The organism is Aquirufa novilacunae, assembly GCF_045310505.1.
Taxonomy (GTDB): Bacteria; Bacteroidota; Bacteroidia; order Cytophagales; family Spirosomataceae; genus Aquirufa; species Aquirufa novilacunae.
In genome coordinates, this window is record NZ_JBEWZG010000002.1 from 217,206 (window position 1) to 237,513 (window position 20,308).

The window sequence follows — 20,308 nt, forward strand, 5'->3', positions numbered from 1 at the left end:
ATGAAGTCTAAACCAAAAGTAAGGGATGTTGTTCAAATAATCACCTGATTTATCCTGCTATTTGCCCACCCTTTTCATAAAAAAAGCCATCCTTTCAGATGGCTTCCCGTTTATTTTTCTACCGTAATCAAACCTGGAATCTCGACCATTTCGTTCGCCTCCGCTGCGTAATCTACGCCATCAAAACCGAAACCGAATAGATTCAAGAAGTCTGATTTATATCCGTTCAAGTCACCAATCGCTGGAAGGTTTTCTGTAGTAGCGCCTTTCCATAATTCAGCCACTTCTTTTTGAACCGCCTCATCCATTTCCCAATCGTCGATGCGGATACGGCCTTTTTCGTCTACAGGAATCTCGCCGTTTGTGTACAAGCGTTCGCTGTAAAGACGTTGAATTTGTTCGATACAACCCTCATGCGAGCCTTTCGCCTTCATGATTTTGTATAGCAATGAAATATATAAAGGGATCACTGGGATCGCCGAACTTGCTTGTGTTACTAGGGCTTTGTTTACGGAAACGAATGCTTTGCCTCCTATTTTGGCCAAATCCTCTGTAATCTCAAACGCCGTCGCCTCTAAATCCTCTTTCGCCATTCCGATCGTTCCCTTGCGGTAAACCGGCTCAGTTACATCTGGCCCAATGTACGAATAAGCCACCGTCATCGCACCTTCAGCTAATACACCAGCGTCCAATAAGGCATCCGTCCACATCTTCCAATCTTCCCCACCCATTACCTGAACCGTGTTCGCAATATCTTCATCACTGCAAGGTGTAATCGTCACTTCGGAAACAATGCCCGTGTGGAAATCCACCGTTTTATCCGAGAACGTATCGCCGATAGGCTTCAACACCGAACGGTGCAACACGCCCGTCACCGGATGCTGACGAACTGGGGAAGCTAAGCTGTAGATCACTAAATCTACTTGGCCTAAATCCGCTTTGATTAAATCGATCGTTTGCTTTTTCACTTCGTTCGAGAACGCGTCACCGTTAATGCTCTTCGCATAAAGACCCGCTTTCTCTGCTTGCGTATGAAACGCTAAACTATTGTAATAGCCCGGAGAGGCTGTTTTTCCTTCTGCTGGCGCCTTCTCAAAGAAAACACCGATCGTCGCCGCATTCGAACCAAATGCACTTGTAATGCGAGAAGCTAAACCAAAACCAGTAGAGGCTCCTATCACCAACACCTTTTTAGGGCCATCGATGGCTCCCTTTGATTTAACGTAGTTAATTTGATTTATGACACTTTGCTCACATCCTTTCGGGTGGGAAGTCAAACAGATAAACCCTCTAATTCTCGGTTCGATAATCATACGTGCGCTTGTTTTGTTTACACAAAGATAAATTTCTTCGCCTACATCTGCAATTAATGTTCAAAATCTGGTTTTAAACAATTGATAGTCTGACTAGTTATCTATGAAAATAAATCTGCCATGAAAAGAAAAGAATTCATCAACGTACTATCCGGAGGAATCGCCGCTACCTGTGTCAGCTGCCTAGTGGCCGCTTGTTCTAAAGACGATTCGGGCGGAGGAAATATCACCCCTAATCCGGGAGGTGGAGGAGTGGGCACGAATTCCGTCACGGTAAATTTAGATTCCGAACTAAAGTCTGTTAACGATTTCGTGGCTAAAAGCGGCGTCATTGTCATCCGCAAAGCCAGCGGAAATACGCCAGCCAGCTTTTTAGCCCTTTCTTCGGTTTGCCCTCACGCGGGTGCCACGGTGGAATACAATAACGGGCAGTCGACCTTCTATTGTGCTGCTCACGGTTCTGCTTTTGCTGCTGATGGCGCTGTGACGCAAGGACCTGCGACGAAAGGTTTGACGAAATTGACCGTGGAGGTGACGGGTGCGACTTTGAGTGTGAAGGCGTAAGTATTGAAAGGCGTTTTCGCCTATTGACACTTTCTGTCAATACCTGAAAATCGTTTGTATAGATCTCGCGAAATTCTAGCAAATGGCGAATAGGCCCACTACACCACGATTTACAACATACCGCGCGACACAAAGTCAATAATTTCCGAAGCAACCGCCTCTTTCGACTGAAGCGGAATCAATTTCTTTTCCCCCGAAGCAGCAAAAACCGTTACCTGGTTCGAATCTACTCCGAAGCCAGCGCCCGCATCTTTCAGCGAATTCAAAACGATGAAATCCGTTTTTTTCGTTTTCATTTTCGCCAAAGCATTCACCTCCTCGTTTTCAGTTTCTAATGCGAACCCTACCAGTAGTTGATAAGGCTTTTTCACTGCCCCTAAAGCCGCTAAGATATCCGTCGTTTTTTCTAGAACCACCGAAGTCGTCGCCTCTGATTTTTTTATTTTCTCCACTGCCTGAACAGCCGGACGATAATCCGCCACGGCAGCCGCCATGATCAACAGATCAGCCGAAGTAAAATGAGCTAAACAAGCCGCTTCCATTTCTGCTGCAGACCTCACGTCCACCACCTTAATTCCCTGAAGACGAGTAGAAACTTGCAAGGGTCCTGCAATTAAAGTCACATCAGCTCCTTGAAGATAATAGGCCTCGGCCAGGCTAAGACCCATTTTTCCGGTCGAAAAGTTGGAAATATAACGCACCGGGTCGATTAGTTCGACCGTAGGTCCAGCAGTAATGACTATTTTTTTTCCTGCGAAACAAGACCCTCTAAACGTTTGAGAAATCAAATGCTGGACGATTTCCTCCGGCTCCATCATGCGCCCTTGGCCTACTAATCCGCTAGCAAGTTCCCCAGAATTAACTTCTAAAACCGTCACACCATCTCCTCTCAAAGTAGAAATAGAACGCTGGGTCGCTGGGTGCAAGAACATATCTTCGTCCATCGCAGGAGCCACGATAACCGGACAGCGCGCGGATAAATACGTAGCTAAAAGCACATTATCACACAAACCCTGCGCCATCTTAGCGAGTGTGTTGCAGCTGGCAGGTGCGATGATAAATACATCCCCCCACAAGCCTAATTCCACATGGTTATTCCAAACAGAACCCTCCTGAAATTCCACCCACACTGAATGCTTAGAAAAAGTCGACAGCACTAAGGGAGACACAAAATCAAGCGCCGCTTTAGTCAAAACTACACGCACTTCTGCACCTTCTTTCGTTAACAAACGAACGAGCTGAATCGACTTATAGGCAGCAATGCTGGCGGTAATTCCGAGTATTATTTTTTTCCCTTGGAGCGACATGGATGGAATATTTTGGCCAAAATTATGGTAATTTTACCCATTAACATAATGAATTGAAACAATTTCAAAAGACCAGCGAGCTTCAAAGCTACCTACAATCGTCCGGTAAATCCATTGGATTTGTCCCCACGATGGGAGCTTTGCACGAAGGGCATTTGGCCTTAATTAAAGCATCAAAAAAGGACTGTGAACTAACGGTTTGCAGCATTTTCGTCAATCCGACGCAGTTTAACGACCCGACGGATTTTGAAAAATACCCGGTTACATTAGCCGCAGATCTAGAAAAATTAGAGGCCGAAGGATGTGATGTCGTATTCGTTCCCTCGGTCTCTGAGATGTATCCATCAGGCACAAGGCAATTAAAACACTACGACTTAGGATTCATCGAGACTATTTTGGAAGGCAAATATCGCCCTGGACATTTCCAAGGGGTATGCGTTGTCGTCGATTTATTACTCCAAGCGGTGCAACCCCACAAATTATTCATGGGGGAGAAGGACTACCAACAAATCGCTGTGGTGCGCAAGATGCTGGAGCTGACGAATTCCTCCGTCGAATTAGTGAAATGCCCGACGGTCAGATCGAGCGAAGGCTTAGCGCTGAGTAGCCGAAATGCTCGATTAACGGAGGAACAAAAAGAGCAAGCGTTAGCTATTTATAGGGGCTTTGGCCTATCTTCTGAAACTGAATTCAAACAATCGCTGCTTGAAAACGGTTTTGAATCCATTGATTATGTGGCCTGTGTAGATCCACAAACCTTACAAGAAAAACCGGTAGGCGAGAAGCCTTACCTCATTTTAGTCGCTGCTTTTATCGGCGGTGTTCGATTAATTGATAACAAAACCTTTGCATGAGCTACTTAAAAGAAGTTAAAAGAGTCACGACCACCAGCTTGCAAACCATGAAGGGCGCTGGGGAGAAAATCGCCATGTTAACCTGCTACGATTATACGATGGCCGGACTTTTAGATGCGGCCGGAGTCGATGTTTTATTAGTAGGAGACAGCGCTAGTAATGTGATGGCGGGTTATGAAACGACTTTGCCCATCACCTTAGATCACATGATCTACCATGCCCAATGCGTTAGTAGAGGAGCAAAAAGAGCGATGGTTTTAGTGGACATGCCTTTTGGGTCTTATCAATCGGACAGCTCCATTGCTTTAGCCTCCGCAGTGAGAATCATGAAGGAAACCGGAGCCCATGCCGTGAAATTAGAGGGGGGCGAAGAGGTCGTAGAATCGATCTTAAAAATTACGAAAGCCGGCATTCCGGTCATGGGACACTTGGGTTTAACACCCCAAAGTATCCACCAATTCGGTTCTTATGGTATCCAAGGAAAAGGCGAAGAAGCGGCAAATAAATTAATTAAAGAGGCCGTTATGTTGCAAGAAGCGGGCTGTTTTGGGCTAGTTTTAGAGAAAATTCCCGCTGTATTAGCCGCGCAAGTTACTCATGCTTTGCAGATTCCGACGATCGGCATAGGTGCCGGCGTGGATTGCGATGGTCAAGTATTGGTAATGCAAGATATGCTGGGAATGAATGACGGATTTGCCCCTAAGTTTTTGCGCAAATATGCTTCATTAGGCGAGGAAATTACCCGTGCTACCACTGCCTATGTGCAGGATGTGAAGCAAGCGCAATTCCCTTCGCCGGAAGAATCGTATTAAACGAGTTGATTTTTTGCGTTTGGAAAAATAACGGTAGGAGTCCAGGTTTTAGCTGCTTCAAAATCCATCACCGCATAGGATATGATGATGACGATATCGCCTACAACCCCTTTTCTAGCCGCTGGACCATTTAGGCAAATAACACCTGAGCCGCGTTTGCCCTTGATTAAATAGGTTTCGATGCGCTCCCCGTTGTTCACGTTCACCACCTGGATTTTCTCGTGCTCGATCATATTCGCCGCATCCATTAAATCCTCGTCCATCGTTAAACTACCCACGTAGTCTACATTGGCTTCAGTAATCGTGGCACGGTGAACTTTAGATTTTAGAATTTGAATTTGATACATAGTGTTTGCGGATTGATTATTTTTCCCAAAATTACCAAATTATTAATACCCTCCCATGGTACTCTTGTTAGACTTAGGAAATTCCCGCTTGAAATACGCGCTTTTCGACGGCTCGCAATTGCGTGATTCCGGAATTATCGCCGATTTATCGCTCCCGAGTATCACTGAAATTATCCCAACGGAGGGCATTCGCCTCCTAGCGATTTGCACGGTTATCGACATCCCTTCGGATATCTTAACCTCATTACAGGCAAATTATTCCGTTCATATTATTGCCAAAGAAGACACAAACCTTCGTTTCTCTACCTACGATCCGAGCACATTAGGTTTAGACCGCCTTATTTTAGCAGAAGCCTGTCTTTCGGTATTCCCCTCACAGCCTTCGCTCTGCATTTGCTTAGGCACTTGCATCACGTATAATTTGATTTCTACCGCAGGGGAATTCATCGGTGGAGCCATCAGTCCCGGCCTCCACTTGCGCTCCAAAGCCATGTCAGAGTTTACCGATAAACTCCCTTTGATCGATTTAAAACCTGATTTTACCCCATTCGGAACTAATACCAATTCGAATTTAAATGCAGGTGTTATTTCCGGAACACTTTTCGAAATCAACGGGTTTATCGCCTCCGCGAAAAAAGAGTTTCCTAATCTTCAGGTGATTCTAACAGGAGGTGACGCGGACTATTACAAAGACCAATTTGAAATTGATCCATTGCTAGCCTGGAAAGGATTTTTGCGAATGATTCCGATGGTTTAGTCGTAGTAAAAAATCTCATAATATGAGACATTTTCGCCTATTGACTCTTTCTGTCAATACCTAGAAACCTCTTTACATACCTCACGAGTTATTTCACACGAAACTGTCCCTAGAGGCATCAAACGCAAAAAGCCCCGCATTAGCGAGGCTTTTCACAGGGATGATTCCCATAATTATTTGAAACCGATCTTCTCTAAACCTTTGTGAGAAATCACAATCGCCTCTAATGGCGTTTCGTTGAAACAAGCATCTTGCTCCACGAAATAATATTGCATTCCTGACAATTTTTTATTGTCTAAAATACGCTTGAAATCAATCTTGCCATTGCCCACTGGAGCGAAACGACCTTGATCATCCATGTCTTTCACATGCCAAATCTTGAAGCGACCTGGATAGCGCTTAAAGTAATCTACTGGATCAGCTCCCGCTTTCGTTACCCAGTATAAATCCATTTGGAAATTAACATACTTCGGATTGCAATGCTCAAGTAAATAATCGATAGGCACCACACCATCACCATCCTTTACGAATTCGAAATCATGGTTATGATACAACAATTGCAAACCAGCTGCAGCACATTTCTCGCCTAATTTATCTAAGATTTCTGCCAAATTCTTAGCGCCACCCTTCATCGCTAATTTCTTATTCACGGCGTCGTACATGAACAAGCCCATTGGGGGAACAGGAACAACAAAGTATTTGAACCCAGCCGCTTTTAAATCCGCTATTTGCTGATCAATATTATCAAACGTAACTGTCCCCTGGTGTGCAGAGATGGGCGTTAATTTCATCTCATCTAAAAGCGCCTTAAAGTCCGCTGGAGATAAATTATAAAACTTGCCATTATTGTAACCCGCAGATTCTACGTTTACATAACCCGCTTGTGCCACTTTTTCTAATGTCGCGCGTGCATCTTTCATCGCATCACGCACCGTGTACAAAGCTAAACCGCCAAAAGGCTTGTCCGCTTGAACCTCTTTAACCGCTGGTTTGAAGGAAACTAACGACATGGCCAGCACGGCAACTATCGCTACAATTGATTTCATTTTCATAGTTAACAATTTATAATTTTCGTTGAAAACACAAATTAATGTATTTTTTTGATAAAATGATTCATTAGTTCCTCCCATTCCACCACTAAAGTATGTGAAGGCCGCATTTTCTTCGCTCTCGCATACCAATAATCGGCATTCCAAATGTCCCCTTCCTTGCGATGCAAATAGGCATGTACCCAGGCGGCATCAACGCCAGGCAGTTGGTCAACAAGATCATGCGCCTTTTTCCAATCACCCTTTTTATCATACCAAAGGCTTTTTAAAAGCACGGAAAAATGCGCGGGTGGTTCCGGATGAATAAGTGATTCGTGGAAAAGAGATTTACTCATGCTTGAATAGGTTAATCGTGTAATCTAACAACTCTTTGCCTCCAACTTCCCCATGGCCGGGTATAACTAATTTAACAGATGGAAAAGCTTGTTTCACTTTCCTCACTGTAGCAGACCAATCCTTCACATTTGCATCGCCTAAAAACCCTTTAGTAGCTTGCATTTCTTTAATTAAACAACCGCCAAACAACACATTCTCTGACGGGAAATAGCCCACTACATAGTCCTTTGTATGTCCCTCGCCTAGGAATGTAGCGGTTGCAAATTTTCCTCCTACACTCAATGTAATCGTTTCTGTAAATCCATTTTGGGGATATGCCGTCTGGCTAGCTTTCGCTAGATCTATTGTTTTATTATGGCCAAAAGAAGGAATTTTATGCGCGTGAAACGCCGCTAAACCTCCCAAACAATCGTCGTGAAAATGTGTAGGAATCACGGCCTTAATTTTACAGTTTAACTTATTTTCAATGAAATTAATAAGCTCCTCTGCACTCTTGTCATTTGTGGGTGTATCGAAAACGAGCGCTTCATTCGCGTCTCTCGCAATCATTCCATTACAAGCCACCTTCCCAAAATCATTCGTTTGTAAATAGGAGGTGTGCACAAACGTATTTGGCGCAATTTGAACGACTACTAAATCCGCAGAACTATAGACCTCGACGGGTAATTTCTGCGCAATGCCTGAGAAACTAACCCAGGAAAGAATGAAAAGAACACCTTTTAATTTCATAGATTTTCACCAAAAGTAAGCAAGTTGTGATCCGGATCTAACAGCGAAAACTCTTTTTGACCCCAGGCCTTATTCTCCAATGGTCCATTCGGATGAATAGGGATTTTTCGATCCATTAAATCCTGATAGAGCACCTCAATTTCCGTTGTTCGAATATATACCTGTCCATCATTTTCAAAAGGATTCAATCCTTTAAATTCAAACAGATGAAGCTCGATGAACTGCTTTTTTAATAACAGGTAATCACCATAATCCCCCAGTTCAGAAAAGCCCAAACCCTGAATATAGAATTGCTTCGATGCGGCCTTATCGCGCATAGGGAGCTTAGGGATGATGGTTAATAACATACTTTTTAAGATTACTTAACGGAGAATAATTCAAAGATAATGGAAAACTACAAATACCCCGTTTGCCTTAAATCACGATCCGGTATTTCTAAATAATCGAATAGTCCTCGGCACTTTTGCTGAAGTTCGCTTTCTGTCAATTCTTGCTCGAAGTCCTTTGCCTCCACTTCAATAAATGTATTCCCATCAGGTAGTAGATCCAGATGGATGGTCACATTTTCCCATTGAAAAAGTGTGCGACTTTTTTGGGTTTCCCCAAGCAAATCATGGGTCAAATACAGTTGTTTGACTGACTCCTCTGATGGATCTACATCGTAACGATAGACATGTGTTTTCTCACTATTATCTACTAAAAATCGTTCATAATGCGTAATTAGGGTCCCCAAAGAACCTTTTCGGTATTTTAATTTCCCTTTTTCCGTATGAAAATAGAAATCGTGTTGCTCGTCTATTCCTAGAAAATCGGCGCCTAGTTCAAAAAGTTTTTGCACTACCTTTTCCTTATCAGTAAGGCTCGCTTTTAGGGTGAAATCGAGGTAGTTTAACATAGGATATTTCATTTCGGCACGAAATTTGTTAATTTCCACTCAATATCAATGAAATGAATGAATAATCGTAGAGAATTTCTAAAACAAAGCACAGGCTTGTTAGGCCTTTCAGCCTTAGATTTTTCGCAGGTAAAAAAACCGTTATTATCCTTCTCGACCCTAGGCTGTCCCTCCTGGAATTTTTCTCAGGTAATACAACATGCTATGGAAAATAAATATGCAGGCATTGAAATCAGGGGCATAAAAGGCGATTTAGATCTTCCTTCGAATCCACTTTTTTCGAGCTCAAACATCGCAAGCACAAAGAGAGAAGTGGTAGATGCAAACATCAAAATAGTCAACTTAGGGTCATCTACTAACCTGCATTTTTTGGACCTATCGAAACGGCAAAAAAATCTGGATGAAGCTAAGAAGTTCATCGATCTCGCTCATCAAGTAGACTGCCCTTTTGTGCGCGTTTTCCCCAACGATTTGCCAAAAGATCAGGACGAAAATGCTACGGTTGATGCAATCATAAACAGCTTGCGCGAATTAGGCGATTATGCGAAAACGAGCGGAGTCAAAGTGCTTCTAGAATCTCACGGAAAAGTCATTAAAAGTGATATGCTTTTGCACATTATGCAGTCTGCGAATCACGCAAATGTGGGGTTGGTTTGGGACTTTTTTAATATGTGGTCGATCACGAAAGAGTCGCCGGAGCAGATGTATGCTTCTTTGAAAAAATACATTTTTCACACACACATTAAAGATGCCACCTTAACGGAGAAAGGGGAAACCTATACGCTTTTAGGCGAAGGAAATTCGCCGGTTAGAGAGGCGCTACATGAACTAAAGGCGGGAGGATATCAGGGGTATTATAGTTTTGAGTGGGAGAAGCTTTGGCATCCTGAAATTCAGGAACCGGAAATCGCGATTCCACATTTCGCGAAAAATTTCACGAAATTGTGGATGTAAATCATGACATCTAAAGACAAACATACCTTCGACGCCATCGTCATCGGATCCGGAATCAGCGGCGGTTGGTCTGCCAAAGAACTCACGGAGAAAGGTCTAAAAACCTTATTACTCGATCGCGGGAGAGATGTGAAGCATGTCATTGATTACCCCACCACTTTAGCGAATCCTTGGGATTTGCCACACCGCGGACAGGTGCCAGTAGAGCTGAAAAAGGAATATAAAACTGCGAGTAAGAATTACATTTTTTCGGAGGCGACGGCTCATTTTTTGACCAAAGACGGAGAGCAGCCCTACATTCAAGATAAACCATACGACTGGATTCAGGCCTACCAGGTGGGCGGACGTTCCCTTTTGTGGGGTCGTCACACGCAGCGTTGGAGCGACTTTGATTTCACAGGTCCTGAGCGCGATGGTTTCGCAGTCGACTGGCCCATTCGCTATAAGGACATCGCACCATGGTACAGTTATGTGGAGAAGTTTGTCGGAATTTCGGGCAATAAAGATGGCTTAGAAACCTTACCTGATGGGGACTTCATCAAGCCCTATGAGCTGTCTTGTGTGGAGAAGCATTTTGGGAAAGTGGTGAATCAAAAATACCCCGATCGGCACGTCATCATCGCACGTACAGCAAATCTGAGTCAAGCCGATAAAATCCACACTTCTGTGGGTAGAAGTCAATGCCAAAACCGTAACCTCTGCGAACGCGGTTGTCCGTATGGCGGCTATTTCAGCAGTAATTCCGCGACTTTGCCAGCGGCGTATAACACGGGAAATTTAACCTTAAAACCACATTCGGTCGCTCATTCCATTATCTATGATGAGCATAAAAAGAAGGCGGTCGGAGTTCGGGTGGTGAACACGCTGACGAATGAAATGGAAGAGTATTTCGCGTCGATCATCTTTGTGAATGCTTCGCCTTTGGCCACTAACTTAATCCTATTAAACTCCATCTCATCGCGCTTCCCAAATGGCCTAGGAAATGACTCCGGCATCTTAGGAACGCACCTGGCCTTCCACAGTTACCGCGGCAGAATTACGGCAGAATACGACGGGGATTTAGACTACACCACCGCCGGGAAAAGACCAACCTCCGGCTACATCCCTCGCTTTAGAAATGTCTACAAACAGGAGACCGATTTCCTGCGAGGCTATGCGAGCAATTTAAGTGCGGCGCGTATCGTCGAAAATGCCTCCGATTTAGTCGGCCAATCCTTAAAGAATTCCTTATTAAATCAAAAGTTGGGCAACTGGCACATCAACGTGGGCATGATGGGGGAGACGATTCCGAAGGCTCAATCGACGGTCCGCTTAGACGCACAAAAAAAGGACAAATACGGTATTCCACAACTTCGCGTGTCCATTGGCTACGACGAAAACGATGAGAAAATGTTGAAAGATTTCCATCAACAATTCACCGAAATGTACTCCGCAGCAGGCTTCCACCATATTCAGCCTATCGATACGAAACGTCTGCCTGGAAACGAGAACCATGAGATGGGTGGAGTGCGCATGGGAAGGGATCCTAAAACCTCCATGCTAAACGCCTTCAATCAATTGCACCACTGCAAAAATGTATTCGTAACCGATGGCTCTTGCATGACATCTACTTCTACGCAGAATCCATCACTGACCTACATGGCATTGACGGCGCGGGCGGTGGATTATGCATTAAAAGAAAAAAAGATATTAAATTTATAATTATGGCATCTATCAACCCCCACATCCATTTCAACGGCAACACCGAAGAGGCTTTTGAATTTTATCGCTCCGTTTTAGGCGGTTCGTTTTCGCGTCTTATGCGCTTCAAGGAATTAAATAATCCCGACTTTTCTTTCCCGGAAGAAGAATGGGAAAAAATAATGTTGATTCGGTTGCCAATAGCCGGAGGAGGTTATTTGTCCGGCAGCGACGTCCCTAATTTTATGGGTGTCGTGAGCGAAGAAGAAAACCGTAGCAAGATTATCCTCAGCGCAAATTCGCTAGAAGAAGCCACCGCTTTATTTGATGGACTTTCTGCTGGAGGTACGGTAGAAATGCCAATGGATGAAGGCCCCTGGGGGTCTCATTTAGGCACTTTCCGCGATAAATATGGGGTGGAGTGGATGGTGGAGGTTACCCCCTAGCCCATTCAAAAATCTCAATAAAAACAAGTCCGAAAACCAACGACAAGTGAACAATGAGTGTCAACTTTTGCCAGCTAGGCCTTTCGTTCCACGGCTGCTCTTGATTAAATGGATCAAAAGCTAAGCCAATTCCTAAAGAAGCCGCACCTTGCGTAAAGTCTTTTGAAATGAGCGCCTGATAAAGGCCCAAAAGCAAAAAGCCAACATAAAGAATGCGGTTGATAGGAGAGTTTTTCATCTGCAGAACGATTTATTTTGCATCATTCCAGCCATCTAAAATGCCTGATTTGATGTCATTATAGTTAGAAATAAAAAATACAACTAAGACAATCCAAAGAATCGTTTTCCAGTTGTTGCGAACAAGTGTTTTTAAGTCGTTAATTAACTGATTCATATCTGTGATTTTAATGGTGAAATTAAATTCGTAGGGTTTGGTTTCAGTTGATTTGCTAAATTCTGACAAGTCGGTTTTCAACGCTTCCCCTAACATCTTTAACGAATATACTCGGTTTTACTTCGTTGTTTTCGATTCGTTGAATGGTCCGAAGCGTCAAACCCGTTTGTTCTGAAAGTTCCTTTTGAGAATAGTTCAAACTGGTTCTAAGCTCTTTCAATCTGGCACCAAAATCCATGTGCAAATATGATTGTTTATGTTTTGAAATTGTGGACAAGGAGACGTCATTGAGACGACATTTTGCCTTCCACAAGGCAATTATACGAATTATTTATTTTTTAATGCCTTGAATTTCTCCAAAACTAAGCACATAGTCCCCCTCCAAGTCAGGAACAGAAAGTGAAAAATTTATAGTATACTTACCAGACTAAAACCTATTAAAACACCATGAAAAAAGTATACATCCTCCTGCTTTCCTGCCTTGCTTGGACAGCATCTGCTCAAGACGGCACTATTTATCCGCTAGAAGCGCCTAAAGAACCGAATGCCATTCCCTTAAACACCGGCTCTGTGAAAGACCAACCAGCGTCAGAAACCTGGTTCAAACAATGGGGAGATCCGATGGCCAGAAATATTTCAAAAGCAACTTTAACTCCATTTTTCCCAGAAAAAGGAAAGGCAAATGGAACGGTTGTCATCGTCGCACCTGGAGGTGGATACCGCTGGCTTTCCATGGGAAATGAGGGCTGGGAAGTCGCTGAGGCTTTGGCCAAAAAAGGAATCACCGCTTTCGTCCTAAAATACAGACTATTCCCAACCGCAGAAAAATTAGAAGACTTCACCGCGTGGATGAACCGCCCTCGTCCTGCTCCAGCTCCGGCAACTTCAAAGACAGAAAATACCAATCCTATGGCCCAAATGGATCTCTCTAATCAATTAGAAGATGCAGAAGCTGCCTATGCGATGATTGTTAAAAACGCCGCAACTTGGGGCCTAGATACGAAGCGAATCGGTATGATTGGATTCTCTGCAGGAGCGGGATTAACGATGCATGCAACGCTACACTCTAAAACGATGAAGCTCGCGTTTATCGGACCTATTTATGGTGGCATGGGGCCCGTAAAAGTGCCAGCTGATGCACCGCCTATGTTTAATGTGATTGCCTCGGATGACTTTTTGTTTAACTCCCAATTTGGGGTAATCGACTCGTGGTTTAAAGCGAAAAGACCGGTGGAGTTTCACTTATACCAAAACGGTGGTCACGGTTTTGGTCTAGGCAATCCGAATCGCACCAGCAATAAATGGTTTGATGCCTTTATGCACTGGTTAGAGGTGAATAAACTAATTTGATTTTAGTCTTGCATAAAGCAACTCTAATGACATCTTGTGTGCAAGAAGCGTGGCACCTTGCGTGCGCGCTTTTTTCGCATCCCATAATGCGGGGAATGAAACTTTTCCATGCGATACAGAGTACATCCAAAACAAATCAATGAAATTGATGAATAGATTTGCGCGATAAAATAAGGAGGCTTTTTCGATTTGGAAACCTAATTTTTGCAAGGTTCTTTCATTGAAAAAATACGATGTACCTACGATTTGAACAGATTCAGGAATACGTTTATTTTCTATTTGGGAAATAATATTCAACAAACCCTCGCAATGATACATCAACAGTTTATTTCTAAGTGAAACACCTGCATTCTGATTTTGAAAGACAAATAAATAATCAAAGCTCGTCCCGCTGTGCAGATCGATTTGTTGCTCGTTCACCATATACCCCAAGAGCATAGGAGAATAGTACGTATAACCACCTGTCAGCTTAAATAATGGTGTATACAGAAATTGACTAATGGGTACGTAGAGGATAAACGCCGCATAAATAAGCGGGTTCTCGCTACCTTGTTCAATAATAAAAATCGCTAAAAACAAGCCTAGTAAAAGGAATAGAAGGGAGGTAATCCATTGCGAAAATTTAGGTAGCTGATAGAAGTCGTTCATATTTTAGCGCGATTTACAAAAATCAATAATCAGCCTTCTCCGACCTAACCACTAATTCCGTATCGATTAATTCTAGGGACAAAACCATGTCCTTCACGGTCTCTTTGTATTTCTTAAAGTGGGGCGCTGAGGTATGTGCCTGATAAGCCTCTGGGCTTGCATACACTTCGAAAATGGTGATGACCGAGGGATCCTTTTTATCAGAAACCGCCGTGTAGGATAAGACACCTGGCTCTAATTTAATCGCCGCATCCATCTGCTCCTGGAGTGCAGACTTGTATTTTTCTAGCTGATTGCCGTCTACTTTTATTTTGGCAATACGGTACATTTTCGCCGTCATTTGCGCTATAGAACTTGTATTGATCACTCTTTTTGCATCCGATTCTTTGAGGACCAAATAAGGTTTAACTCCTGTCGCTTTAATGTCATTACCCTTCATCGCAAAAGCCTCTTGCTTTCCATCCGCGATGAAAATTTCGGTAGCTACCGGTAACGAATACGTTTTGATTTGGTCAGGCGCCAGGTCACTTACCCGTGTTTGAATTTTCCCGTCTGGCGTGTAAATGATGAGAGAAAGGTGGAAGACTTCCTTGCTGTCGTTTAAGAAGCTAATTTCTGGTTTAATTTCTGCCCTCGTTAATAGATATTCATTCCTTTTTATCCAGTTATCCGTGCCTTGAAATTTCACCTCTTTAGTAATTGTGAAAGAGTTCTTATCAAGCTGATATTGATGTCTTAAAATCGCCTTTCTATTCTCATTCCCGTCTTCTCCTTCCACTTCCGTCACCAGGGTAAATCCTGTAGGTGAATGTTGTTTGAATCCGACGATTTTATCTTTGCCAAAAAAGTAGCCATTAATTACGATTGTATCAATCGAATTCGCGTGAGGTTCCTTCGAGTATTCATAGGCCATTATATAGCCTTTATTGTCCGCTGTTAAACTAATTTTTATATTCGCTAACATGGTAAATGGCTTTCCTGAAGAATAATCCAAGTAGGTTAATTTCCCTTCCCAGCTACCTACAGAACTTGATAAATCCTTTATTTGAAATGATTGGGCTCTTAGGCTACCCATCGCCAGCATGGAAATGCAGAATAAAATTATTTTTGTCATGAAGTAAATATAGTAAACAGTTAAGAAGGCATTAGGCTGCAAATTGAAAATACTCTTTAATTTCGTTAAATTGAACTATTATCCCAAAATTCAATTCATTAATGCACACTTCATGAAGGTAAAATCCTACCAACTTGCTGATTATATAGACATAAAAAGGCTAAGATTAGTCTCTTTAGGGGAGGTAATCCATGCGGACAATGACGAGTTATTTTTCCAAATAAGAGAAAACACCTATTTATATGTTTTACGATATGGCGTTGTATCCCATCTAAATTTAAGTGAAGAAGAGTTTGAAGAAATCAAATTACAAATTCAGGCTACTTGTAGAAACCGGGTGGAGACCAATATTTATGAAGAGCATTTGATAGAAACCGGCGGGATAGAAAATAAAATTAGCCATAATAAAATACAGATCAAGAATGCAAATTCAGACGTCATCCGAATGGTCATGTTATACATCTCTCAATCCGTTACGTTGGATTATTACGCAGAATTGACGACACAATTGCTTGAAGACACGAATCAACACACCCAAATTTTGGAAAGAAAAGGAAAGCTTTCAATCACGGGTACTAACTTGAAAAAGTACATTGGAAAAACCCTTTTGCTTAAAAATTTAATTGCCCAAAATCTCTACATTTTCGACTCCCCAGAAGAAACGTGGGACAATGAACGTTTAGACAAATTACATATTGAATTAAAAAGACACCTCGATTTACAAGATCGTGCTCGCAGTGTTTCAGAAGAACTCAGTATTGTGAAGGAAAACCTAGAACTATTTAAGGACATTCTTCAATACCGAAACAGTATCTTTTTAGAATGGGTAGTTATTATTTTGATTGCGGTAGAAGTCGTTAACTTTTTAGTGGAAAAATTCGTTCCTTAACTTATCCCTAAAAAATTAATTTCCAGCCATAGGAGATCCGAAAATACCCACAGCAAGCTCAACCCATACAAGCATAAATACTAGCAAAAATAAAGCGATGAAAAGTGCTTTATACTTGTATTTAATAGTGGCTTGTAATAGTTGTTTGATCCCGAAACTCAAAGATAGAATTAGCATCCCCATGATCATAAAGTCAAAGAGGCTCCAATTAACCTCGTCAGAAATCAACATACCTACTAAGGGTATTAACAACAACAATAAGGGCGAAAAAATACGCCAGTTTTTAGTTTTCATCTGCTATTTTTTATATTCCAAAATATCGGCCGGTTGACATGCTAAGGCTTCACATATGGCCTCTAAAGTACTGAATCGAATTGCTTTGGCTTTTCCCGTCTTCAATATGGACAAGTTCGAAAGGGTAAGCCCTACTTTTTCAGAGAGTTCATTTAATGACATTTTTCGTTTTGCCATCATGACATCTAGATTGATAATTATGGCCATAATTTAAATCGTTAAGTCGTTTTCGTTTTTCATCTGGAGCGCATTCTGAAAAAGCATCTCTAGGATAGCCGCAAAAACGGACACCACAAAAGGAATACAAGCCACAAAAAAACCATAAATGATCAAACCTGGAGCATCATCTGCCTCAGCAATGGGAAACAAAAAAGGGACGAAACCGACCATCAAAAGAATGCCTCCTACCAGAGAGGCTAGTTTAATGTTCCGAAAGGCGTGGATAGAAAATGCGGAGAATCCTAAATTTTGATCTATCAAGGTTAACAATTTCCAGGATTGCCATAAAACAAAAAAATAGGGTAGAGTCACCGCATAAAGTACCGTGATGATAACCAATATGGCCTTATTTGCCATGGGGAAATCCGCATTTAATCCTGTGTATAAACTAGGGAAAGCAAAAATAGCCATCGCTAAAACGATAAGGGCCATAACTAGTAAAGTGGCCTTAAGCAGGAGAGTAGAGCCTTTTTTGAACATTTTGTGTGTGTTTTACCTCGTGATAACAAGGCAAAAATAGCGTAAATTTATTGATAAACAATAAATTTATATTGATAATTAATCTTTCACACATCTAAATCCCGTATGCTGCAAGCCAGAGTCTGGGCTTGATTTCATTCTGGCAGCATTTCGGTAACTAGCACAATAGCTATCATTACACAGGAATGATCCTCCTCGCATGACGCGTTTGGGAACTTGAGGTTCATCGGGGTCATAACTTTTTGATGGGCCTTTGGGATTTAGGCGAGGACTTTGCTTGTAATAATCAGATCGATACCAATCTGCACACCATTCCCACACATTTCCAGCCATGTCGTAGAGTCCATATCCATTCGGTTGAAAGGACTTTACCGGTGCCGTTGTTGACTTATAACCATCTAAGGCGAGATCCTCCTGAGGGAAATTTCCCTGAAAACTATTGGCTTTAAAAGGGGCAACATTGACAGATGCCGAGCCCCAGGGATAGCGCTCATTTTTTAACCCTCCTCTACTAGCCCATTCCCATTCTGCTTCCGTGGGTAGTCGCTTCCCTGCCCAATTTGCGTAGGCCAAGGCATCATCATAGGAAACATGTACCACCGGGTGATGGTCCTTTCCTTGGATACTTGATTCGGGTCCTTGAGGATGTTTCCAATCAGCCCCTCGCCTAAATTCCCACCATTGGGAATAATCATTCAGGTTAACGGGACCTGTCGTAGGCACAAAAACCAAGGAACTGGGGGCAAGTAAGGAATCAGGAGGCCTGGGTGTGCCTACGGGCACTTGTTTCGACAGTTCCTCCCAATCAATCGATTTTTCTGCCGTTGTGATATAGTTCGTTGCCTGCACAAATTTGGCAAAATCAGCATTTGTGACTTCCGTTTCATCCATGTAAAATCCTTTTAACTGAACAGGGTGTAATGGATACTCATCCGCCCTTCCTTGATTATCGTGGGACCCCATCATAAAAGAGCCGGCGGGAATTCGTTTCATACCAAGGTAAGAAGAGATCGTCTTTTTTTGCTTAGAGCCAGGCTGCACTTTGTATCGACTAGGCATAGGGACATGACAATTAGGTACCTTTTGCTGGCCAAGCAAGAGAAAGCAGGGCAAAAAGAAAATGAGCAAACACTTCATTTATATCTTATACATTACGAATGCCAACAAATTTATATAAATTTAATCTGTTTAAGCAAAACCTATTGATCACATGAAGAAGACTATATTTTACTTTTTGTTAGGATTCCTTTTGTTGACTTCGACTATTCTCTTTAGTCAGGCCAAACAGCCAAGTCGTCCCAATATCATCTTCATCATGTCAGATGACCATGCCTATCAGGCCATTTCAGCTTATGACAAGAGGCTTATATCAACTCCTAATATTGATAAAATCGCTAAAAATGGCGTATTATTTACGAATGCTAGTGTAACAAATTCCATTTGTGCTCCTAGTAGAGCCACTATTTTAACAGGGAAACATTCCCACCTAAATGGGAAAGTGGATAATCATTTTAGCTTTGATACAAGCAATGTTACCTTTCCGCAACTGCTTCAAAAAGGAGGATATCAAACGGCGATGTTTGGGAAACTTCATTTTGGAAATAGCCCGAAAGGATTTGATCAATTTAAAATATTACCAGATCAGGGAAACTATTATAACCCTGATTTTATCACAAAAAAAGAAGGGAAAATTAACGTTACGGGCTATGTAACAGATATTATCACAGACATGACATTAGATTGGTTACAAAAGGAGCGCGATCCCGCAAAACCTTTTATGCTCATGTATTTGCACAAAGCGCCCCACCGTTCCTGGTTAATGGCTGAACGGCATTTGAAGGAAATGACTTCTACTGCCTTCCCTGAACCACCTACGTTATTTGATGATTATACTGGCCGGACAGGCGCTGTCAAAGAGGCGGAAATGAATATCTTAAAACATATGTCCTGGTCAGGAGATAACAAGATCTATCCTAAAACGATGGATTCACTACATATTCCAGAAATAGGTTTTGACAAAAGACGTTTTGAGGCTGAAATGGGTCGATTAAACCCTTCCCAAAAAACGCATTTCAATGCCGTTTATGACCTAATCAATGCGGAATTCAGTAAGGCGTATCCGCGCATGACGGATCAAGATAAAATGCGCTGGAAATACCAACGCTACATGCAAGACTATTTAGGCACCATTAAGGCTGTCGATGAAAATGTGGGTCGCCTTTTAGACTATTTAGAAGCAAATCATTTATTAGAAAACACATTGTTAGTTTACACGTCTGACCAAGGATTTTACTTAGGTGAACATGGTTGGTTTGATAAACGCTTTATTTATGATGAATCATTCAAGACTCCTTTGCTGGTATCTTGGCCTAATCAAGTTAAAGCGGGTCAAAAATCGGATGCTTTGGTCCAAAACCTGGACTTTGCACAAACCTTTTTAGAGGCAGCGGGAATTCAGGCTCCAGCAGACATGCAGGGCCAAAGTTTGCTCCCTTTGTTAAAGAACCAGCCTTGGGAAAGAGATGCGGTATATTATCATTACTATGAATACCCGGCGGAACACATGGTTAATCGCCATTATGCCGTGATTACTAAAAAATACAAGCTCATCCATTACTATTTTAAAGAGGATGTTTGGGAACTTATTGATCGGGAAAAAGACCCCATGGAGTTAAAAAATGTATACCATGACCCGGCCTATTCAGCAATCAAAAAGACCTTACACAAACAATTAGCTGAATTGCGCGTGAAGTACAAGGACAATTCCGCCCTGAGTCAAAATTACATAGACCGTTTCTTGAAGGATGCTTCAGAAGGCAAAGTATTCGGAGTGCCTAAAGAGAAGGCTTTACAAATGATGAAGAAATAATTCGATGA

Annotated in this window: 27 protein-coding genes; 10 read left to right on the top strand and 17 right to left on the bottom strand. The window is 42.3% G+C overall.

What is annotated here, in order from left to right; genetic code table 11:
- Positions 1–110: 110 nt before the first annotated feature.
- Positions 111–1,313 carry an enoyl-ACP reductase FabV gene (gene fabV / locus V7S74_RS06145; protein ID WP_406777896.1) on the bottom strand — a complete coding sequence of 401 codons (1,203 nt, stop codon included), beginning with the start codon at positions 1,311–1,313 and terminating at the stop codon, positions 111–113.
- A 120-nt stretch (positions 1,314–1,433) separates the two neighbouring features.
- On the opposite strand from fabV, the gene V7S74_RS06150 reads away from it, so the two are divergent.
- On the top strand, positions 1,434–1,877 hold the full coding sequence (locus tag V7S74_RS06150; RefSeq protein ID WP_406777897.1) for a QcrA and Rieske domain-containing protein: 444 nt from the start codon (positions 1,434–1,436) through the stop codon (positions 1,875–1,877).
- A gap of 110 nt (positions 1,878–1,987) precedes the next feature.
- Here V7S74_RS06150 and coaBC read toward each other — a convergent pair whose 3' ends face one another.
- The gene (gene coaBC / locus V7S74_RS06155; protein ID WP_406777898.1) at positions 1,988–3,184 is read right to left on the bottom strand and encodes a bifunctional phosphopantothenoylcysteine decarboxylase/phosphopantothenate--cysteine ligase CoaBC; all 1,197 of its coding nucleotides are present in this window, start codon (positions 3,182–3,184) and stop codon (positions 1,988–1,990) included.
- A gap of 53 nt (positions 3,185–3,237) precedes the next feature.
- Here coaBC and panC point away from each other — a divergent pair, with 53 nt between their 5' ends.
- Positions 3,238–4,038 carry a pantoate--beta-alanine ligase gene (gene panC, locus V7S74_RS06160; protein WP_406777899.1) on the top strand — a complete coding sequence of 267 codons (801 nt, stop codon included), beginning with the start codon at positions 3,238–3,240 and terminating at the stop codon, positions 4,036–4,038.
- Positions 4,035–4,850: a 3-methyl-2-oxobutanoate hydroxymethyltransferase gene (panB, locus tag V7S74_RS06165; protein WP_406777900.1), complete on the top strand. Its 816-nt coding sequence runs from the start codon at positions 4,035–4,037 to the stop codon at positions 4,848–4,850. Before panC ends, panB begins: the two co-directional genes overlap by 4 nt.
- On the opposite strand, the gene panD is transcribed toward panB, so the two are convergent.
- Positions 4,847–5,197: an aspartate 1-decarboxylase gene (panD, locus tag V7S74_RS06170; RefSeq protein ID WP_406777901.1), complete on the bottom strand. Its 351-nt coding sequence runs from the start codon at positions 5,195–5,197 to the stop codon at positions 4,847–4,849. The two genes, panB and panD, sit on opposite strands and share 4 nt — an antisense overlap.
- Positions 5,198–5,252: 55 nt before the next feature.
- Here panD and V7S74_RS06175 point away from each other — a divergent pair, with 55 nt between their 5' ends.
- Positions 5,253–5,954 (top strand): type III pantothenate kinase, encoded by a 702-nt coding sequence (locus tag V7S74_RS06175; RefSeq protein WP_406777902.1) that lies wholly within the window; start codon positions 5,253–5,255, stop codon positions 5,952–5,954.
- A 173-nt stretch (positions 5,955–6,127) separates the two neighbouring features.
- Here V7S74_RS06175 and V7S74_RS06180 read toward each other — a convergent pair whose 3' ends face one another.
- The 5 genes from V7S74_RS06180 to V7S74_RS06200 are packed head-to-tail and all read right to left on the bottom strand — an operon-like array spanning position 6,128 to position 8,963.
- Positions 6,128–7,000, bottom strand: a complete 873-nt coding sequence (locus V7S74_RS06180; protein WP_406777903.1) for a sugar phosphate isomerase/epimerase family protein — start codon at positions 6,998–7,000, stop codon at positions 6,128–6,130.
- 41 nt (positions 7,001–7,041) lie between these two features.
- Positions 7,042–7,338, bottom strand: coding sequence for a hypothetical protein (locus tag V7S74_RS06185; protein WP_406777904.1), 297 nt, complete (start codon positions 7,336–7,338; stop codon positions 7,042–7,044).
- A complete protein-coding gene (bla, locus tag V7S74_RS06190) occupies positions 7,331–8,068 on the bottom strand; it encodes a subclass B1 metallo-beta-lactamase (RefSeq protein WP_406777905.1) in 738 nt (245 codons plus the stop codon). Before bla ends, V7S74_RS06185 begins: the two co-directional genes overlap by 8 nt.
- Complete coding sequence (locus V7S74_RS06195) at positions 8,065–8,415, bottom strand: bleomycin resistance protein (protein WP_406777906.1); 351 nt, start codon at positions 8,413–8,415, stop codon at positions 8,065–8,067. Before V7S74_RS06195 ends, bla begins: the two co-directional genes overlap by 4 nt.
- Before the next feature lie 47 nt (positions 8,416–8,462).
- On the bottom strand, positions 8,463–8,963 hold the full coding sequence (locus tag V7S74_RS06200; protein WP_406777907.1) for a CYTH domain-containing protein: 501 nt from the start codon (positions 8,961–8,963) through the stop codon (positions 8,463–8,465).
- Positions 8,964–9,167: 204 nt separating this feature from the next.
- Between V7S74_RS06200 and V7S74_RS06205 the strand changes: the two genes are divergently transcribed.
- From V7S74_RS06205 to V7S74_RS06215, 3 genes are read left to right on the top strand one after another with little or no spacing between them, the layout of a single operon-like run.
- Positions 9,168–9,917: a sugar phosphate isomerase/epimerase family protein gene (locus V7S74_RS06205; protein ID WP_406777908.1), complete on the top strand. Its 750-nt coding sequence runs from the start codon at positions 9,168–9,170 to the stop codon at positions 9,915–9,917.
- Between the two features lie 3 nt (positions 9,918–9,920).
- Positions 9,921–11,618, top strand: a complete 1,698-nt coding sequence (locus tag V7S74_RS06210; RefSeq protein ID WP_406777909.1) for a GMC oxidoreductase — start codon at positions 9,921–9,923, stop codon at positions 11,616–11,618.
- A gap of 2 nt (positions 11,619–11,620) precedes the next feature.
- Positions 11,621–12,043, top strand: coding sequence for a VOC family protein (locus V7S74_RS06215; RefSeq protein ID WP_406777910.1), 423 nt, complete (start codon positions 11,621–11,623; stop codon positions 12,041–12,043).
- On the opposite strand, the gene V7S74_RS06220 is transcribed toward V7S74_RS06215, so the two are convergent.
- From V7S74_RS06220 to V7S74_RS06230, 3 genes are read right to left on the bottom strand one after another with little or no spacing between them, the layout of a single operon-like run.
- On the bottom strand, positions 12,033–12,281 hold the full coding sequence (locus V7S74_RS06220) for a hypothetical protein (RefSeq protein WP_406777911.1): 249 nt from the start codon (positions 12,279–12,281) through the stop codon (positions 12,033–12,035). The genes V7S74_RS06215 and V7S74_RS06220 overlap by 11 nt on opposite strands.
- 12 nt (positions 12,282–12,293) lie before the next feature.
- Positions 12,294–12,533 (bottom strand): hypothetical protein, encoded by a 240-nt coding sequence (locus V7S74_RS06225; protein WP_406778257.1) that lies wholly within the window; start codon positions 12,531–12,533, stop codon positions 12,294–12,296.
- The gene (locus V7S74_RS06230; RefSeq protein ID WP_406777912.1) at positions 12,493–12,675 is read right to left on the bottom strand and encodes a helix-turn-helix domain-containing protein; all 183 of its coding nucleotides are present in this window, start codon (positions 12,673–12,675) and stop codon (positions 12,493–12,495) included. Before V7S74_RS06230 ends, V7S74_RS06225 begins: the two co-directional genes overlap by 41 nt.
- A 209-nt stretch (positions 12,676–12,884) precedes the next feature.
- Here V7S74_RS06230 and V7S74_RS06235 point away from each other — a divergent pair, with 209 nt between their 5' ends.
- Complete coding sequence (locus V7S74_RS06235) at positions 12,885–13,787, top strand: alpha/beta hydrolase (protein WP_406777913.1); 903 nt, start codon at positions 12,885–12,887, stop codon at positions 13,785–13,787.
- On the opposite strand, the gene V7S74_RS06240 is transcribed toward V7S74_RS06235, so the two are convergent.
- Together V7S74_RS06240 and V7S74_RS06245 are read right to left on the bottom strand one after the other, a co-directional pair.
- Positions 13,779–14,435, bottom strand: coding sequence for a hypothetical protein (locus tag V7S74_RS06240; protein WP_406777914.1), 657 nt, complete (start codon positions 14,433–14,435; stop codon positions 13,779–13,781). The genes V7S74_RS06235 and V7S74_RS06240 overlap by 9 nt on opposite strands.
- Positions 14,436–14,457: 22 nt before the next feature.
- Positions 14,458–15,549: a putative quinol monooxygenase gene (locus V7S74_RS06245; RefSeq protein ID WP_406777915.1), complete on the bottom strand. Its 1,092-nt coding sequence runs from the start codon at positions 15,547–15,549 to the stop codon at positions 14,458–14,460.
- A 70-nt stretch (positions 15,550–15,619) separates the two neighbouring features.
- Between V7S74_RS06245 and V7S74_RS06250 the strand changes: the two genes are divergently transcribed.
- Complete coding sequence (locus V7S74_RS06250; RefSeq protein ID WP_406777916.1) at positions 15,620–16,438, top strand: RMD1 family protein; 819 nt, start codon at positions 15,620–15,622, stop codon at positions 16,436–16,438.
- Between the two features lie 15 nt (positions 16,439–16,453).
- Here the strand turns inward: V7S74_RS06250 and V7S74_RS06255 are convergent, their stop codons facing one another.
- The 4 genes from V7S74_RS06255 to V7S74_RS06270 form a co-directional block, all read right to left on the bottom strand.
- Positions 16,454–16,732: a hypothetical protein gene (locus V7S74_RS06255; RefSeq protein ID WP_406777917.1), complete on the bottom strand. Its 279-nt coding sequence runs from the start codon at positions 16,730–16,732 to the stop codon at positions 16,454–16,456.
- A 3-nt stretch (positions 16,733–16,735) separates the two neighbouring features.
- Entirely contained in the window at positions 16,736–16,939 is a 204-nt protein-coding gene (locus V7S74_RS06260) for a helix-turn-helix domain-containing protein (RefSeq protein ID WP_406777918.1), read from the bottom strand.
- 3 nt (positions 16,940–16,942) lie between these two features.
- Positions 16,943–17,431 carry a DUF2975 domain-containing protein gene (locus tag V7S74_RS06265; RefSeq protein WP_406777919.1) on the bottom strand — a complete coding sequence of 163 codons (489 nt, stop codon included), beginning with the start codon at positions 17,429–17,431 and terminating at the stop codon, positions 16,943–16,945.
- A 78-nt stretch (positions 17,432–17,509) separates the two neighbouring features.
- Complete coding sequence (locus tag V7S74_RS06270) at positions 17,510–18,424, bottom strand: formylglycine-generating enzyme family protein (RefSeq protein ID WP_406777920.1); 915 nt, start codon at positions 18,422–18,424, stop codon at positions 17,510–17,512.
- Between the two features lie 217 nt (positions 18,425–18,641).
- Here V7S74_RS06270 and V7S74_RS06275 point away from each other — a divergent pair, with 217 nt between their 5' ends.
- Positions 18,642–20,300, top strand: coding sequence for a sulfatase family protein (locus tag V7S74_RS06275; RefSeq protein WP_406777921.1), 1,659 nt, complete (start codon positions 18,642–18,644; stop codon positions 20,298–20,300).
- The last annotated feature ends 8 nt before the right edge of the window (positions 20,301–20,308 follow it).